Origin of the sequence: Bradyrhizobium sp. CCBAU 25360, from assembly GCF_028128695.1 — a bacterium.
GTDB lineage: Bacteria > Pseudomonadota > Alphaproteobacteria > Rhizobiales > Xanthobacteraceae > Bradyrhizobium > Bradyrhizobium ottawaense.
On sequence record NZ_LBJA01000001.1, the window covers coordinates 692,503 to 708,352 of the forward strand.

At 59.2% G+C, this 15,850-nt stretch carries 14 protein-coding genes and 1 pseudogene; 4 read left to right on the plus strand and 11 right to left on the minus strand.

All coding sequences use genetic code 11. The annotated features are described in order from the left end of the window. Positions 1-206: 206 nt before the first annotated feature. A complete protein-coding gene (locus tag XH81_RS03095) occupies positions 207-1,130 on the plus strand; it encodes a winged helix-turn-helix transcriptional regulator (protein ID WP_271595707.1) in 924 nt (307 codons plus the stop codon). 13 nt (positions 1,131-1,143) lie between these two features. On the opposite strand, the gene XH81_RS03100 is transcribed toward XH81_RS03095, so the two are convergent. The 8 genes and pseudogenes from XH81_RS03100 to XH81_RS03135 form a co-directional block, all read right to left on the minus strand. Then, positions 1,144-2,688, minus strand: a complete 1,545-nt coding sequence (locus XH81_RS03100) for a class I adenylate-forming enzyme family protein (protein WP_271595708.1) — start codon at positions 2,686-2,688, stop codon at positions 1,144-1,146. Positions 2,689-2,699: 11 nt separating this feature from the next. Continuing rightward, positions 2,700-3,449, minus strand: a complete 750-nt coding sequence (locus XH81_RS03105; RefSeq protein ID WP_271595709.1) for an SDR family NAD(P)-dependent oxidoreductase — start codon at positions 3,447-3,449, stop codon at positions 2,700-2,702. Next, the gene (locus XH81_RS03110; RefSeq protein ID WP_271595710.1) at positions 3,446-5,881 is read right to left on the minus strand and encodes a xanthine dehydrogenase family protein molybdopterin-binding subunit; all 2,436 of its coding nucleotides are present in this window, start codon (positions 5,879-5,881) and stop codon (positions 3,446-3,448) included. Before XH81_RS03110 ends, XH81_RS03105 begins: the two co-directional genes overlap by 4 nt. Continuing rightward, positions 5,835-6,596, minus strand: coding sequence for an N-acyl homoserine lactonase family protein (locus tag XH81_RS03115; protein WP_271595711.1), 762 nt, complete (start codon positions 6,594-6,596; stop codon positions 5,835-5,837). The genes XH81_RS03110 and XH81_RS03115 overlap by 47 nt, the downstream gene beginning before the upstream one ends. After that, positions 6,593-7,072 (minus strand): (2Fe-2S)-binding protein, encoded by a 480-nt coding sequence (locus XH81_RS03120; protein ID WP_271595712.1) that lies wholly within the window; start codon positions 7,070-7,072, stop codon positions 6,593-6,595. The genes XH81_RS03115 and XH81_RS03120 overlap by 4 nt, the downstream gene beginning before the upstream one ends. Beyond that, positions 7,069-7,938: an FAD binding domain-containing protein gene (locus XH81_RS03125; protein ID WP_271595713.1), complete on the minus strand. Its 870-nt coding sequence runs from the start codon at positions 7,936-7,938 to the stop codon at positions 7,069-7,071. Before XH81_RS03125 ends, XH81_RS03120 begins: the two co-directional genes overlap by 4 nt. A gap of 36 nt (positions 7,939-7,974) precedes the next feature. Continuing rightward, positions 7,975-8,748: an enoyl-CoA hydratase-related protein gene (locus XH81_RS03130; RefSeq protein ID WP_271595714.1), complete on the minus strand. Its 774-nt coding sequence runs from the start codon at positions 8,746-8,748 to the stop codon at positions 7,975-7,977. Between the two features lie 653 nt (positions 8,749-9,401). Further along, positions 9,402-9,978 (minus strand): annotated as a pseudogene (locus XH81_RS03135) (DNA polymerase/3'-5' exonuclease PolX); the annotation flags it as partial. A 97-nt stretch (positions 9,979-10,075) separates the two neighbouring features. Between XH81_RS03135 and XH81_RS03140 the strand changes: the two are divergent. The 3 genes from XH81_RS03140 to XH81_RS03150 all read left to right on the plus strand — a co-directional run bounded on the left by XH81_RS03140 (position 10,076) and on the right by XH81_RS03150 (position 11,037). Beyond that, positions 10,076-10,234, plus strand: a complete 159-nt coding sequence (locus tag XH81_RS03140) for a hypothetical protein (protein ID WP_271595715.1) — start codon at positions 10,076-10,078, stop codon at positions 10,232-10,234. Between the two features lie 39 nt (positions 10,235-10,273). Beyond that, entirely contained in the window at positions 10,274-10,678 is a 405-nt protein-coding gene (locus tag XH81_RS03145; protein ID WP_271595716.1) for an extracellular solute-binding protein, read from the plus strand. 197 nt (positions 10,679-10,875) lie between these two features. Next, a complete protein-coding gene (locus XH81_RS03150) occupies positions 10,876-11,037 on the plus strand; it encodes a hypothetical protein (RefSeq protein ID WP_271595717.1) in 162 nt (53 codons plus the stop codon). Positions 11,038-12,261: 1,224 nt separating this feature from the next. Here XH81_RS03150 and XH81_RS03155 read toward each other — a convergent pair. From XH81_RS03155 to XH81_RS03160, 3 genes are all read right to left on the minus strand, one after another. Beyond that, a complete protein-coding gene (locus tag XH81_RS03155; RefSeq protein WP_271595718.1) occupies positions 12,262-13,542 on the minus strand; it encodes a hypothetical protein in 1,281 nt (426 codons plus the stop codon). Positions 13,543-13,817: 275 nt separating this feature from the next. Beyond that, complete coding sequence (locus tag XH81_RS38650) at positions 13,818-14,144, minus strand: WD40 repeat domain-containing protein (protein ID WP_442868193.1); 327 nt, start codon at positions 14,142-14,144, stop codon at positions 13,818-13,820. 357 nt (positions 14,145-14,501) lie between these two features. Beyond that, positions 14,502-15,842 (minus strand): alpha/beta hydrolase, encoded by a 1,341-nt coding sequence (locus XH81_RS03160; RefSeq protein ID WP_271595719.1) that lies wholly within the window; start codon positions 15,840-15,842, stop codon positions 14,502-14,504. Positions 15,843-15,850 lie beyond the last annotated feature (8 nt).

Genomic DNA, 15,850 nt, shown 5'->3' on the forward strand with positions numbered 1-15,850 from the left:
TTTCAACGAGTCAATCGCGCGATGTGTTACAGGTGCGCAACTTTCAGGGCTGTCCGGTCGTGGCGGCTGTGCGAAAACGGACCGTCGGAATGCCTGTCGCCGCTAAACTCCAAACGTCCAGAACATCGGCCAAATCGAAGACGGCAGCCGCTGCTGCCCGTACTGCCGGTGGACGAACGGAGCGCAACTGCTCTGTCGCTCGCACGTTGGACATCGTCTCGGACGCATGGGCTTTCCTGATCATCCGCGAGGCATTTTTTGGAACTCAGACCTTTGAAGCCTTTCGATCAGCGCTTGGCATTCCGCGGGCCACTCTGACCGATCGGCTGAAAAAACTGACGCAGCTCGGGATCTTCCGCCAAGTTGCGCCTGGCTCTTCACAGAGGAAGGAGTACCGACTGACGAGAATGGGCTTCGATCTCTATCCGAGCTTTATTGCGCTCATGCAGTTCGGAGACCGTTGGCTGTCCAAAGGCAAGCCGCCTCCACTGACGCTTGTCCACGCGACCTGCGGCTGCGAAAGTCACCCGATCGTCACGTGCTCCCATTGCGGCGAAAGCATCTCGGCGCGCGACGCGAAATACCGCGATGGACCTGGCGCCGGCCGCAGTCCGGCGAAAGCTGGTCGTAATACACGGCGCCCTTCGGATGGAAGCCGGTTCATGCTCGGTCGCCCCAGCTCCGTATCTCGCGCCCTTGAGATCATCGGCGACAAATGGAGCTTTATGGTCGTCCGGGAAGGATTCTTCGGCAACCGGCGCTACGATAAGATTCTCAATGAGCTCTCAATCGCACCCAATATCCTGACTGATCGGTTGAATCGCTTGGTCGCCAGGGGAGTGCTCCGACGGAGACGCTATCAAACTTCTCCCGACCGCTACGAATACCTGCTAACGGACATGGGTTTAGAGCTTTACGGTCCCTTCATCGCCATGCTGAGATGGGGTGATCGCTGGCTTTCGAAGGGAAAGCCGCCCCTTATCCTCACGCACATCAAGTGCGGCCACGACTTCGATCCTGTCGTCGATTGCGATCGGTGCAAGACGCCGATCGTAGCCGCAGACATGCGGTATCGTCTCGCCTACGATCCGAAATCCTTTGGCGCGCTTGGTCCGCGCTCCGTCGACTGAATGCGCGCGCGGATCAAGCCTGGGCACTCAAGGCCTCGACGAGCTTGAAGCGCATGATTTTGCCAGACCCCGTGCGTGGAATTTCTCCGACGAGATGTGTAGATTCCGGGATCTTGTATGAGGAGAGATGCGCCCTGCAATGCTCCAGCAGCGCGGGGACGTCGAGAGCCTCATCCTTCGGGACAACGAAGAGGCACGGCACTTCGCCTAACGTCGCGTGCCGCATCCCGACGACGGCGCAATCCCTGACCTGGGGGTGCTTCACGACCACTTCCTCGATCTCGGCCGGCGCAATGTTCTGACCGCCGCGAATGATCAGTTCTTTGATCCGGCCGGTGATCGTCAGATAGCCCGACCGGTCCGATTTCGCGAGATCGCCGGTATGATACCAACCCTTGCGCAGCGCCGAAGCAGTTTCCGCAGGCTTGTTGTGATAGCCGTGCATGAGGTTCGGCCCGCGGACGATCAGTTCGCCTTCCTCGCCGATCGGGACGTCCTCAAGCGAGGACGGATCGACGATGCGGACCGCGAGGCCGGGCACCGGAAGGCCGCACGATCCCATCGGCCTGCCGCCGTGCAGCCAGTTCATGGTCACCATCGTAGATGTCTCGGTGATACCGTATCCGTCGAGAAGCCGCGTCTTGAAGCGTTCCTCGAACGCCTTGTTCAAAGTCGCGGGCATGATCGCGCCTGCCGAGATGCACAGGCGCACGGCTCCCAAACGCTCGATGCCGGCCTCCTGCGCGCGGAGCAAAAGGTAGTGAAACATCGTTGGCACGCCCGGCATGACCGAATATTTGCCGGTCTGGAGCAGTTCGAGCGCCTGCTGCGGCGAGAAGCGCTCCATGATGTGCTGACTGGCGCCGACTGCAAGCACACCAAGAACCGAGAGGTTCAGACCATAGGAATGGAAGAGTGGAAGCGGCGATAGGATCACGTCCTCGCTCGTCAATTCGGCGATCGGCGCCCAGCACGCTGCCGAAATCCACAGCATACCGCGGATCGACAACAGCACGCCCTTTGCCCGTCCCGTCGTTCCTGACGTGTAGATGATAAACGAAGATCGATCGATGTCCGCCGGATCGAGCGACGCCGCGCCATGCGCCTTAGCGAGGTCCTCCATAGATACTCCGGCTCCACCGGCGTCCGGCCCAGCGAAGATCACTGTCGGCGAGATACTCGCGTCCCGACAGATCTTTTCCAGCAGGTCCTTTCGGGCACCCGCTGTGACGATAATACCGCAGTCGGCGTCGGTCAGGCGATAGCTGACCTCCCCCTCGGCTGCATCAAAGCTGATCGGCACCACAACGGCCCCGGCCCGCAACGCAGCGAAGCAGGCTTCGATCCAGTTCACCCCATTCGGCAAGTACACCGCGAGCCTGTCGCCCTCCTTCAACCCTGCCCTCGTCAGGTTCGCAGCGATTGAGGCGGTACGGTCGGCGAGTTGTGCGTAGGTGATTGACCGCGCCGAATCCCAATACGCCACCTGCTCCGGTCGGCTTTTCGCCTGACGCTCCATGAGCCTCGCAATAGGTGCGATCAGATCGACATTGAGCATCGCCGCCTCCCTCAGACCATCGAATATCCGCCGTTCACGCTGATGACCTGGCCGGTAATCCAGGCGCCGGCGTCCGAGGCGAGCAAGGTTACGAGGGGAGCCACATCCGATGGCAGGCCCAGGCGACGAATGGCGTAGGCCTTGACCAATTTGTCGCGATTAGCTTCGACCCAGGCCTTGTCGTGTGCGGTCTCGATCAGACCAAGCGAGATCGAGTTCGCGGTAACGCCCGAACGGCCCCACTCGCGAGCCAGCGATTTCATCAGCGCGATCGTTCCGGCGCGCGCGGCTGCGCCGATCGCGAGCCCGGATTCGCCGACGCGCGAGGAGTCGCCCATAATCGAGATGATGCGTCCATGGCCCGACGCCTCAAGTAGCGGTCCCGCGCTATGGGAGCAGTTCAATGCGCCGTAAAGACAGGTGTCGACCTGCTTCTTCCAATCCTCCGGCGTGCTCTCACTGAACTTTTTTCGAAATACCAGGCCCGCGTTGTTGACGAGAATATCGAGGCCACCGAAGTCGTTCTTGATGCCGGCGATCATCTTCTTGACGACATCCGCATCAGCGATGTCGGCCTGATAGGCTTTTGCTTTTCCGCCGGTCCTTTCGATCTCAGCGACGACTCCTTCTGCATCCACCTTCGAACTGTGGTAATTGACTGCGACGGACGCGCCACGTTCCGCCAGCATCTTGCAGATAGCAGCGCCGACGTCGCGGCCGCCTCCCGTGACCAGCGCGACACGTCCTTTGAGGTCCGTCATGTTTTTTCCTTTGCTCTAAGCTTTGCGTTCTGGATAAGCCTGAAGATGCGTTCCGGGGTCATTGGAAGGATCGAGACGTCAATCTCGAGGGGCGATAGCGCGTCGGCGATAGCGTTGGCGATCGCCGCCGGCGCACCGATTGTGCCGCCTTCGCCCATACCGCGGAACCCGCCCGCCACCGCGGACTCGCTTTCGACGTGGACGACATCCATCATCGGCACTTCCGGGGCCGACGGAATCACGTAGTCGACAAGGCTCGCGCTGAGAAGTTGGCCATCGTCATCGTAGATGAGTTCCTCGAACAGCGCGGCACCGATGCCCTGTGCGACGCCCCCGTGGACCTGACCATCCACGATCATCGGATTGATGATGCGGCCACAATCCTCGGCGACGACAAACTTGTGGATCTTTACGAAGCACGTCGCCGGATCGATCTCGACCGCCGCGATGTGGGTTGCCGCCGCGGTTGTGCCATTGACCGGATCGTAGGTGTAGCTCGCAGTCAGCTCTTCCCGCGCATCGACCGGCAAGGTCTTCATGTCGGAATAGACGGCCTTGGAAATCTGCTTGAAAGACACTGTGCGATCGGTGCCGAGTACAGTCACCATTCCCTCGGAGACTTCGAGGTCATCCGCGTTAGCTTCCAGGAGATGCGATGCCACCCTCTTAATCTTGGCCTTCAGGATCTCTGAGGCATGCTTCGCGGCACCACCGCCGAGCACCGCGCTGCGGCTGGCGTACGTCCCGGTCGACATCGGGACCTCGTCGCTATCACCTTGAATGACGCGAATGTCCTCGAAGCGCGCACCGAGGTCGTCGGCAACGATCTGCGCCAAAGTCGTCTCGAGGCCCTGGCCATGGGAGGCGACGCCAAACGCTGCGGTGATGCCTCCGGTCGAATCGATCGTGATCTTCGCCGTTTCCGAGCCCGTATTGATCGGCATGCCTGGCGCGACCGCTATACGTGAGCCGATGCCGGTCAGTTCCGCGTATGAAGCGATGCCGATCCCGAAAAGCCGCCCACGTTTGCGGGCCTCGGACTGTTGCGTTCGAAGCTTATCGTAGCCCGCTGCCTCGGCGGCAGCCTCCAAGCAGTCCACAAAGCCAGTCTTGTCCCAAATGATGCCGGACGCGATCCGGTATGGGAATTCTTCAGCCCGCACCATGTTGCGGCGCCTGATCTCGAGTGGATCGATCCCCAGTGCCTTGGCGCCCATGTCCATCAGACGCTCGCAAACGAAGGTCGAAACAGGCCGGCCAACACCTCGGTAGGGTCCGGTCGGCGGCTTGCAAGTCGCTACACCGCGAACCGCGCCGCGATATGATTGGATCTTGTAGGGGCCGGGCAGGAAACTGACGACCTGCACGGGTTCCAGGCCGCAAGTCCACGGATAGATGGAAAAGGCGCCGACGTCGCCGATCACGTCTGCTTGCAGAGAGGTAGCCATGCCGTTCTCGTCGAAGCCCATTTCGGCGTCAACGATCTCGGCAAAAGCCTGACTGCTACTGCTGATGTCTTCGAGCCGGTCCGCCGTCCATTTGATCGATCGGCGCAGCTTGCGTGCGGCGATGCAGATCAGAAGCTCCTCCGGATACAGCGAGCCTTTCGACCCGAAGCTGCCACCGACGTCGGGGGCGACCACCCTCAGGCGATGTCCTGGAAGCGAGAGCGATTCCGAGATGGCATCGCGGATGATGCCTGGGATGTTCGAGGACGTGTAGAGCGTGAGCGCATCTCTTCGCTTCTCGTATTCGGCAACGTAGCTGCGCGGCTCCATCGCAAGCGCCGCCTTTCGAGTCATCTCGAAACGCCCACCCACCCTCACCGCGGCGCCAGCCAGACCGGTTTCGACGTCCCCCTTCTTGAACTCGCGGGCGATCAGGACGTTCGTCCCAGCCTCTTCGTGGAGCAGAGCCGCACCTTCCGCGACCGCTGCTTCCGGGCGCGCGACCGGCTCCAGAGGTTCGTAGTCGACGTCGATCAATTCGATCGCATCTTCGGCCAGGTAGCGGGAGGTGGCGACAACGGCGGCGACGGCCTCTCCAACATAACGGACCTTTCCGGAGGCGAGCGGCAGAATCGGCGTCGCGTAGTAGTTCGCCATCCGAGAGAATGGGATGACCGGCTTGAAATCGCCGGCTATCTCCTCCGCGGTCAGCACCGCCACGACACCCGGCGCTTCCAGGGCGGCAGACGTGTCGATCCGCACAAGTCTGGCATGCGCCTGGGCGCTGCGTAGGAAGGCGATATGCAACGGCCGATCCAGCTTTCGATCGGCGGTGTATTCACCGCTTCCCGCGAGCAGGCGTGGATCCTCGGTGCGCCTTATCGGCGCGCCGACGTTTTTCGGGCGCTGCACGTCGGAGGGGTTGGCGCGATGATCTCTATTCATAGCTGTCGCCGCCTTTGCGCAAGCCTTGCCATTGCGCATCGTCGTGTCCGCAGATCACCGTTGCACCGGACTTCTCGATCCGGCGAACCTCCGCAAACGTCTTCAACTGCTGTTCGACGTTCCAAGTGTTGCGGGGGGCCGCGTCAGCATCGAGGTTCTGGCGCAGGCTGACGGCATCCGAGGCGAGCAGGAACTGCCCATCCTTATCCAAATTGACGAGCGCTCCCATCGTCCCCGGCGTGTGGCCCGGCAGCGGAAGCAGAACCAGACTAGAGTCGCCGAAGACATCTTTCTCTCCGTTTACTAGCTCGATCGGCTGTCCGTAATCCCAGTCGGCTTTGAGGTATCCTGCGGCGTCTGCGCCAGGCGCCTTCGCCGCTTCGATCTCCTTGGCATGTGCGAGAATTGTCGCCTTGCGGAAGAACTGATTGCAACCGCAATGATCCGGATGAAAGTGCGAGTTGACGACGATGTCGATGTCATCCGGCCCGAGGCCCGTGCATGCCAGGCTTGGCAGCAGTGTCTCATCCTCTCGCATCATCGGCTTCATGACCTTTGCGAGCGGGCCCCAACGACCCTCAGCGTCGGTGAGGACGGACGGATGACATCCGGTATCGAACAGCACATTGCCCTGCTTATGCCGAACCAACGCGCTGCTGACCGGAAGATCGATCGTCTCGCTCCGCTCTGCGCCGGCCACGTAGATACTCTTCTTCATCCGAAGGCGCCCGGCGGCGAGGAAGTTCAACTTCATGACTTTTTCCCTGCGCGCATAGTGGCGGCGCTGCGGATCGCGGCCACAATGTTCTGATAGCCCGTACAACGGCAAAGATTTCCGGAAAGCCCCTCCCGGATGTCCTCATCGGTAGCTAGAGGATACTTTCGAAGCAGGTCCTCACCGGTCATCAGCATACCGGGCGTGCAATAGCCGCACTGAAGCCCGTGATGCTCGCGGAACTGCGATTGAAGGACGTTTAGTTCTTCGGCCGACCCCAGTCCCTCGACTGTTACAATTTCGGCACCATCGGTCTGGACTGCCAACATCAAGCAGGCGCGCGCGCTGTCGCCGTTCAGAAGGATGGTACAGGCTCCGCAGACACCATGCTCGCACCCGACATGCGTTCCGGTGAGACCTAGTCGGTCGCGCAAGAAGTCAGACAACAGCATGCGCGGCTCGACGTCAGTGATGTCGTAGCGCTCTCCGTTCACTTTCACCGAGATCTCTGTCATGCCGCTTGCTCCGTCGGTATCAGAGCGGTGCGCAATGCGCGCCGGGACAGCTCTTTCAGGAGGTGCGTGCGGTACTCACCCGATGCATGAGCATCGTCGTTCGGAGACACCTCTGACGCGATGATCTCTGAAAAGAGCTCCGGAGCCTGTTCGTCGAGCGGCAATGCAACGAGTTCCCGCTCGGCTTGCTTCAAGCGCAGCGGAGTGTTGGCCACTCCCATCACCGCGATGCGCGCATCCTCAAGCCTGGCACCCGTGCGACGAACGGACAGAGCGATGCTCGCCAGCGCGAAATCGCCGAAGCGGCGGGCGACCTCTTCAAATGCCCACCCGTCGTGATCGAGGACCGGAAATTCGATTTCCACGACGATCTCGTCGGGCTCTAGGCAACTTGTCAGAGCATCGACAAAGAACTCCTCCGCGGCGACCGTCCTGAGCCCGCTCGGGCCCCGAATTGATATGGTTGCATCGTAAAATACCGTTAGCATCGGCAGTTCGGCGGCGGGATCCGCATGGGACAAGCTGCCGCCGATTGTGCCGCGATTGCGTATAGCCAGATGAGCCACGTGCCGCATTGCGGCCGACAAGACCGGAAGCTTTGAAGCAATGAGTGGCGAATGTTCGAGGTAACGATGGCGGGTCAGCGCGCCGATCGCGATGCTATCGCCCCGGTCCTTGATATAGGAAAGTCCTTCGATGCGGTTGAGGTCGATCAGAACCGAAGGGCGGGCCATCCGGAAGTTGAGGAGCGGTAATAGGCTTTGCCCTCCGGCGAGCAGCTTTCCCTCTCCGTTCGAGGCAACTAGTGCCTCGACGGCCGCCTCCACGGTCGTTGGAGCGACATAGTCAAACTTGGCAGGCTTCATCGGCCCTCTCCAAATCCTGATGCTTCTTCATCCGACCTATTCTCCGCAAAACCGTGGCGACCTCTTCTGCAAGAAAGCCTCACGCCCTTCCTTGAAGTCGCTGCTGTCGGATGCCTCGTCGACGAGCCGCTGTGCTGTCGCCAGATCCAGCGCTCCGTTGCCCATGGTGAGACCATTCAGCATGAATTTGGCGCCGGAGATCGAGAGCGGTGCATTGCCGGAGAGGTGTTGCAGGAACTTCTCCGCGGCCGTGACGACATCGTCGTGAAGCTCGTCGATCAAGCCCATCCGAATGGCTTGTTCGGCGCCGAAGCGGTCTGCCGAATAGAGTATCCTCTTGGCGTTGGACACGCCGGTGAGTGCGAGCAGGCGCTGCACACTGTGAACTCCGTAGACAATCGACAGCCTCGCCGACGGAATGCCAATTATAGCGTTGAGATGGGCGAAGCGGAAATCGCAAGCGAGCGCAAGATGGCAGCCGCCTCCGAGACAGTAGCCATCGATCGCCGCGACGACAGGCTTTCCCAGCGCAGCAATCGCTCCCGAGCAGGCATCGACTGCGACTTCGTAGGCGGCCGCCTGATGACGGTGTTCTCTGATGCGGTCGAATTCGGAGATGTCCGCGCCGACCGAGAAGTTCCGGTCCGAGCCACGCAGGATCACGCCGCGGACATCCCGATCAATTGCGTAACTCGAGAAGATGTCAGCAAGCTCCCGCCACATCGCAAGCGTTACGGCGTTCCTTACAGCTGGACGATTCAGAACGACGTGCGCAACGCCGTCTCGCCGCTCGACCCGAATTTCCTCCACGAATGCCTCTCTGGGCTGGAACGGGTTTGAGCATACCCGACGAAGGTCGAGGCTCACCCCTCACTTGCATAACTAGACTTAATACTTCGAACGAGTCAAGTCCGCTCTTGCCGTTGACCTCAATCTGCGGAAACATCTCGAATCCCGCGAGTTTCCAGTTCAGCGTCAGGCGATGGTTCGGCCAGCAGATCTGTCGGGCAAACTGTCAACTCTGCTGCCCTTGCTCAGGTGGCGCTACCTAGAGAACGATTGACGTCGTCGAATAGACTGTCTCTACGCGATGGTTCACCGCCGACGCCCAGCCAGCGCCCATTCGAGGCTGTGCAAAATTTCATGGAACACTGATCACGGTTATAGACCATGCCGTTGATCGACGAACTGCCTCCTAGCGTGCGGCCCTGAGCTGTCTAGATAGGTCGACCACCAGTCCGAGCGGTCGGATCCGTCTTGAATTGCTAGGTGGAGGAAGCATCGAAGCGTTTTGATAAACCCCGCTGGTACACGAATGAATGGGTTGCGGTCCACGGGAGCAGCCTCGAGGAGACAGCCTGTTGCGATATCATCCGCCGAGAGGCGACTTGCGAGTAGGCAGCCGGCCGCACCAGCCCCCACAATCACGGCCGCACAAGGGTGTCGCGTTCCACGACGAGGACAAGCGCCGATTGGTGCCAACGCCAATCCAAGTAAAGAGGCCATGGATGTGAGTTGATCTCGACCACGACGTGTTTCGCACAGGTCGATTTCGTGGCCAGGGCGGCGCTGTAGCTGCCGCCCGGTCATGTGGCCGACGATAATCGTGTGAGGATCGGAAGCGGCCCGAAGCAGTCCCTGCGTCTCGTCTTGCAGTCCAGCATGAAGCGCCCGTGGATACTGGCGACAACGAAAGTCGAAACGTCCAAGCACCTCGTCATCGTAGTCAAGCGAGCCGTCCGCCAGAATGTCCGACTCGATGCCGCTAAGGATCCGGAAATCCTTGCCGAAGCGCTTTGTTGAGCCGGTCGGCTGCTCGATGCTGCTGCGCGCCCCGAAATACATCGTATCCGCGCTGGCGCGTCGCTCTTCGCCATCGTCTCCAGGGTCTCGATCCCGTCCGAGTTATCGGCGTGGGAGTGAAGGATTCCGCGCGGGTTCTCCGTCGGTGAAGAGCTTCGGCAGCTTGCCCTTCAGGACCAGCTCAATTTCGCCGCGCCCCTCCCTGAGCTCCGGAGCGATGAAGGGCAGCCTGGCAGCATCTAGCGTTGCACATGGTGGTCGCACGAGCCGGGGCCGTTTGCCGCGCGAGCGGATTGAGTTAGGCGAATAGGGCAGATTCCCGGACGATGGCGACGTGATGTTGCTCTATTACCGGAAGGACATCTTCGACGATCCGAAGATCAAGGACGAGTTCAAGGCCAAGTTCGGCTACGAGCTGGCGCCGCCAAAGGACTGGAAACAGTTCGACGAGATCGGCCAGTTCATCACCGACAAGATGGCGACGAAAGTCTAAGGCGCCGGCTTTTTCCGCAGCGCGCCCTATCCGCAATACATGTTCCAGGAACGCTTCCGCATGGAGGGCGGCAAGTTCTTCAATGCCGACACTATGAAGGCGACGGTGAATGGCGAGGTCGGCCTCAAGGTGTTCAAGCAGATGCTGGCGGGGAACAAGTTCATGCCGCCAGGCGTGGAGCAGTGGAATTTCGTCGACAATCTCGCTGCGTTCCTTCAGGGCACGACCGCGATGACGAGTTCCTGGCCGCCCTACGGCCGCTGGGCCGCGGGCTACGGCTCGGGCGAGGAAGCTTTGAAGTGGGTGCCGAAATCGCAAGTCGCCGGCAAGGTCGGCTATGCGCTCACCCCTCTCGGTCGCCCGGAGCTCGGCGTCGGCTTCGATCTATCTGTGTCGGCCACCAGCAAGAACAAGGAAGCGCCTATCTCTTCATCCAGTGGCTGAACAGCAAGCAGACCAGCCTCGAGCGCGTCCAGCTCCCCTATACGCTGCGCGATCCGTTCCGCCTCTCGCACTACGCGAGCGAGAAATACCGTGCGCTCTGGTCTGGCGCTCCAGCCTATCTCGATACGATCAAGACGTCGGGCGAGAAGGGCCTGCTCGATCTCTCGCTCCTGCAACAGGACAAGTACGACGAGGCGATGACCAAGGCGATCTCGAGCCTGTGGGCCGGCGAAGAGCCCAAGGCCATTCTCGATCGCATGGCGCAACAATTCGACGCGATCACCGAGAAGGTCGGCATCGAGAGCCAGAAAGCCGTCTACAAGGTCTGGGCCGCAAAGCCCCGCGCCTATCCGCAATAACTGACTGGATATCGCACGGGAGGCATCGCCCTCCGCGACTCGCAAGCTGGAGGACACGCTTCGCGACCGTTTTTGACTAGGTGACTTCATGGCTACGAAAAGTTGCGTTTACTCTCGACGTTAGGCATCAAAGATGCCCCGCCAACCAATGGGAGCGAGGTCGTCTTTGAGACGCTTGTTGCTCCTGTGATGGAAAGCTTTCCCAATCTTGAAATAACTCACTTCCAATCATTTCGAGAACCCGGCTCGATCAATCAAGCAATCATGGAATACGTTCTAGCGGCGGATTGGGTTATCGCAGATTTGACTGATCTGACGTTCGACGGATTTTACGAACTCGGGTGCGCCATGCGACGAAGCTGCCCACTGTTCTATTAGCTCAGGATGGCGGACGCATGCCTTTTGATCGCAAAGACTATCGCTTTGTTGTCTACCCGTGAGAGGCCACGGACGATGAAACCGAACAAAGGGCACGCGAGGCTCTGGCCGAAGCAATCCGAGATGTTCTTGAAGCGATGCCAACTCCTGCCGGCTCAACGATGCCGGGAATAGATATGACCCCGCGCGAGACGCGTCACCAGCTGGCTTCGCGGATACATGAGGCCGCTGAAGCTCTCCGAACACTGCGGATAAACTCGGCTGCCGAAGTTGTCGCCTCAATGGATAAAATCGCCACGGACCTTGAATCCATCGCAGATGAAGAGACCCGATCGCATTACGAGATGCCGGCGAGAAGGTACTCAAGATTCTTTCGCGGATCGCTGACCAGCTTGCAACCGTTAAGGGCTCGCGGATTATCGTTGCCGGAATTATCTCCCTTGTGCTTGGAGGTGCTAGGTACCCAGGAGCCACAATTTACGGGCTAACATTAGCATTCTGGCAAGGACCAGAGATATTCTCAAAGGCGATCGAGGCGTTCACCAAGCGCAAAAAATAAGCGTTTAGCCGTACTCAAAGCCGAGATTGAGGTCGGTACCTTCAAAAGCCAGTCGAGGTGATGGCGAGAGAGTTCAGTATGACCTGCTTCCCGTTCGAAATCGCGCGATCATTATCGCAGCATGGCAGCGCGGGGGATCGCTCCTGGATACGAGTCCAAGGCCGATGCGGCAGGGCAATGGCTGAACAAGGCCTCGAAGTCAAGAATGTGGCTCCGAAGGAACGAGGAGAGAAGCCTCGCAATTCGGACCTGGTTCTACGATAGAGATCCTTTCATGGGTTTCACTTTTACTCCGTTGGCCCTGCGCTTTCGCTATCGCACTCTTCCATCTCGATGACGCGCCGTTTCAGCGGGGAAACCCATCCCCTGCTATCCTCGACCAATTTCCACCGAGCTTGCTTAGCGATCAAGATTGCGGCATCCATGTAGTCGGCGCCCAACGCGAACTGCGCGTGAATTTGCGCCTCGATCAGAGCATTGACCGGTTTTTCGTAGTATTTGACGATGTAGTAACTGGTGCGCTCGCGATATTCGTCCCACACCATTCTGTGCGCTTTCTCGGCGGCAGCCGCCGAAGCGGTCACGCCCCAGTAGGACATTAGGTCATGCGCGGCGTTGCCACTCCAATCGCGAAACAACCGGTGTTGCCAGTTCTTATTTCTCAATATGGCAGCAACGTCCTGACACCAGCGCGAGATCTCGACAGGATCGACATTGATTCCGGGGGTGGAGGCGAGCCACTCTTTGACCTGCCGCAACGGCTCGTGCAGTCGCCAGTCGAACGCCTCCATCTCGGCGCGACGCTTGGCATCGGGCCGCCATTCGAACAGCACGCGCGTCTTGGTCTGCATTCTGTCGACAGTCGAGCGCGAAGCGAACGACAGGCGCGCCTTTCGTGCCCGCAGCAACTGCAGGACTTCCGTCTCGCCGTAAGTCAAACTCGCGGGAAAATCTAAGGACTTGCCGCTGTTTTGGGCGCGATAGTGCGATTCGTCGATATGCTCCTCGCGGCGCGGTGCGGTCTCAACCACGAGGTCGATATCACCGTGATCGTTGCTGTCGGTGAGGTAGGATCCGAACGCGGTGATCTTATGCACAAAGAACACCAACTCATCGCGCGTGTTGATCTCGTTTGCGCGAGCGATCAGGGCAGCGACCTCGCTATCTGCCTTGGCGCGGTCAAAACGTTTCGTCAAGTTCGCAGCCGCGAGTTGCCGACCCTTCTGGCTGGTCTGGTATTTTCTTTCGTCGCCCTTATACTCCGGTTCGTGGGGTTCAAGATATCCCTCCTGGAGCAGCGCCGCGAAGACGCGCTCGGCCTCCGCGAGCTTGATTGGCTTGAACTTGAAGCGCCAGATTTTGCAATAGTTCTTGCGATCATCAGCATCGCATCGCTGGCGAAGGGTCTTCGGGATTCTCGGATTGGTCTTGCAGGCGGCATCTACCGTGCTGCGCCAATGTAGATCATTGAGGAATTGAAGCACCGCCTCCTCGTCGATTCTGGATACGTTGAGGTTGCGCATCAGGTCGCGCGCGGTCTTGACCGGCAGTCCGACGATGCTTTTCACTTCGAGTCTCATCTGGTCCTGTGTTGTGACTGCATTTGAGGATTTGGTCTTTTACTTGTTGGTCCCGCGAACTCGCCGCTTTGGTAGCTTGGAGGGCGATATCTCGCGATCAAGCGTAGCGAAAATCAAGGCGTCACGCCTCCGCCAGATCGCGTCCGAGCCGGGCGATTAGCACAACCAGGACCCCCTCCCCGGTGAAGGTCGATTGTATGCTAATGATCCGCAAGACCGTCATCCTGCTTGAGACTGCTACGCACAATGGGGCATTCCTGCCCTCATCCACCCGCACCGGCAACTGAGGTCTCCTCGAAAGCCGGAACGGCACTAAAACTTCCGTCCGCACAACACACACCCAAGCGCTCTTCATTGAGCCACGCGACTTGACCTGAGTCACTGAACTTTGTCGTTCCCAACACTTCCGCTGATAGTCCAGAACGCCAAACAACGAGCTGGCCGTCCTCTCCCGCCGATGCGATGTGACGTCCACTGTCAGAATAGGCGACGCTCCAAGACCTGCCGGCGTGGGTCGAGTATCGACGGACATCGTTTTCATCGTCTAGTGCTGCAGTAACGATGTCTTCGGGGCTTGCCGCGTAGACAATGTGACTGTCATTTTTCGACTAAGAGAGCGACTGCACAGAATCGCCCGCCTCGATCATTCGGATCAGTTTTCCCGAAGCGGCGTAAATCTCAATCGAACCCGTTTGGATGCCAATGGCCAAAAGTTCACCAGAGCGAGACCACTCACAGCAGTTTACGACAGTGTGGCGTAGTGAAATGCTCCGGTAGACGCTTATTGGTGAGAACATCGTCCAGCTCTCCGCTTGTAAATCTGCTGGGTGCGCAGCAACAAAACATTTCGGCTCGCCGCGCTCATTTGTTCGCACTGAACGCGGCCGCACCTGCTAGCTCTCTTACTGGTCGCCCAAAAACACGCCTGCGAACGGCCAAAGAGCCATTCAGTATGGATACATCCAATAAGTCGTATTGGAATCGTCGGGCATCGATCGCAAGGTCGGGGTCCGCTGCGGGGGTTTAAGATGCGTCGAGGAAGAAATAATCCGGCCTATGTCATCGAGAACGGCGCGGCTGGTTGAGTACGTACTGTGATTTAGAGCGAACATTTCGCTGCCCACCGCGGAAACATCGATGGTTTCGATACCGGGGACCAGCGTTGGCCCGCTGTCGGTCACAAAGCCCATTCGCGAAGTGGACTGCGCTTTCTTCATGGAGGCTAGCAATGCCAGATCCGTCGAGGAGGCATATAGAGTCACCGCCCCCGCAGCTGCCTTGATCTGACTCGCACGCTTCAGATAGAGATCGCGATCGACATCCGGCGCAGCAAAAATCAGCTCGGTGATTCCGAGCGTCGTCTGGCTCAGAGCAGCTTGTTGCAAGGCACCCAGGACAACTTCGCTGCCGAGGCTATGCGCAATCACGATGATCCTTGAGACCTTTCCATCCTTCTTAATCAGCTGGAGAAGATCGAACAAGCCGTCCGGCGCGAACAGAGCACTCTCGCGGTCGTAATCGTAGTCCTTCACTCCGCCCTTCGACGGCCACGAATACATCATGACGCGACCTTTGTAGTTCGCGTCGAAGGCGATCTGCGCGGCCTTGAATGCAGCGTCGGAAAAAGCAACGTTGTAGCCATGCACGAAAAGCATCAGGCTGTCGGCAGGATTGGCGATAGCGGCGGCAAACTCTTCGCGTGAGAGCCTATTTAGCTTCTGAATTCGGAAGTGCTTCCGGTCGTCCTCCGCCTGGCGTATTCCAAGCCAACTCTCGGGTGTTTCCACTTCGCCCATCTTGTGAACGATAGGAATGCTGACGGTCACGTAGCCAAAGGTATTTGTGGCGGCCCGACCATAGGAGATCTGGCCCAATTCAAGACGTGGTCCGCCCGTCACCACGCGATTTGTGGCGAAGTAGACCGGCACCAGGCCCTTGATGACTGGCTTGTTGACCACCACCTCGGCTCCGGTGGTGGTCTTGTCGGGAGGTGCCTCCTGGCTCGCCTCACCAGTTGTCGGTCGCCATGGCCGATAGCCATGATAGTGCCGGACATGATGGTAGTACCCGGGGCCATAGCGATAAGCGTATTTCTTGAATGCGCTCCCATGTTTCTGCGGGGCTTGGTGGATATGCGGCTTTGCCGGATGCGTAGTTGGACCCTGGTGGGCGCAACCGGCCGCAAGCGCGCAGAACAGGACTACGAGCATTGCTCGCACCTGCTGGAAACCTTGACCGAGCCGATGCAACCGGTTCGAAGCGTAAATTGGCAATGCAAGCATGACCATCTATTTGG

What these genes read in the sequence shown, in the direction of transcription:
- XH81_RS03115 (WP_271595711.1), bottom strand. Translation starts at nt 6,596, where the DNA reads ATGAAGTTGAACTTCCTCGCCGCCGGGCGCCTTCGGATGAAGAAGAGT.
- XH81_RS03145 (WP_271595716.1), top strand. Translation starts at nt 10,274, where the DNA reads ATGTTCCAGGAACGCTTCCGCATGGAGGGCGGCAAGTTCTTCAATGCC.
- XH81_RS03105 (WP_271595709.1), bottom strand. Translation starts at nt 3,449, where the DNA reads ATGACGGACCTCAAAGGACGTGTCGCGCTGGTCACGGGAGGCGGCCGC.
- XH81_RS03110 (WP_271595710.1), bottom strand. Translation starts at nt 5,881, where the DNA reads ATGCGCAATGGCAAGGCTTGCGCAAAGGCGGCGACAGCTATGAATAGA.
- XH81_RS03160 (WP_271595719.1), bottom strand. Translation starts at nt 15,842, where the DNA reads ATGGTCATGCTTGCATTGCCAATTTACGCTTCGAACCGGTTGCATCGG.
- XH81_RS03120 (WP_271595712.1), bottom strand. Translation starts at nt 7,072, where the DNA reads ATGACAGAGATCTCGGTGAAAGTGAACGGAGAGCGCTACGACATCACT.
- XH81_RS03100 (WP_271595708.1), bottom strand. Translation starts at nt 2,688, where the DNA reads ATGCTCAATGTCGATCTGATCGCACCTATTGCGAGGCTCATGGAGCGT.
- XH81_RS03125 (WP_271595713.1), bottom strand. Translation starts at nt 7,938, where the DNA reads ATGAAGCCTGCCAAGTTTGACTATGTCGCTCCAACGACCGTGGAGGCG.
- XH81_RS03150 (WP_271595717.1), top strand. Translation starts at nt 10,876, where the DNA reads ATGACCAAGGCGATCTCGAGCCTGTGGGCCGGCGAAGAGCCCAAGGCC.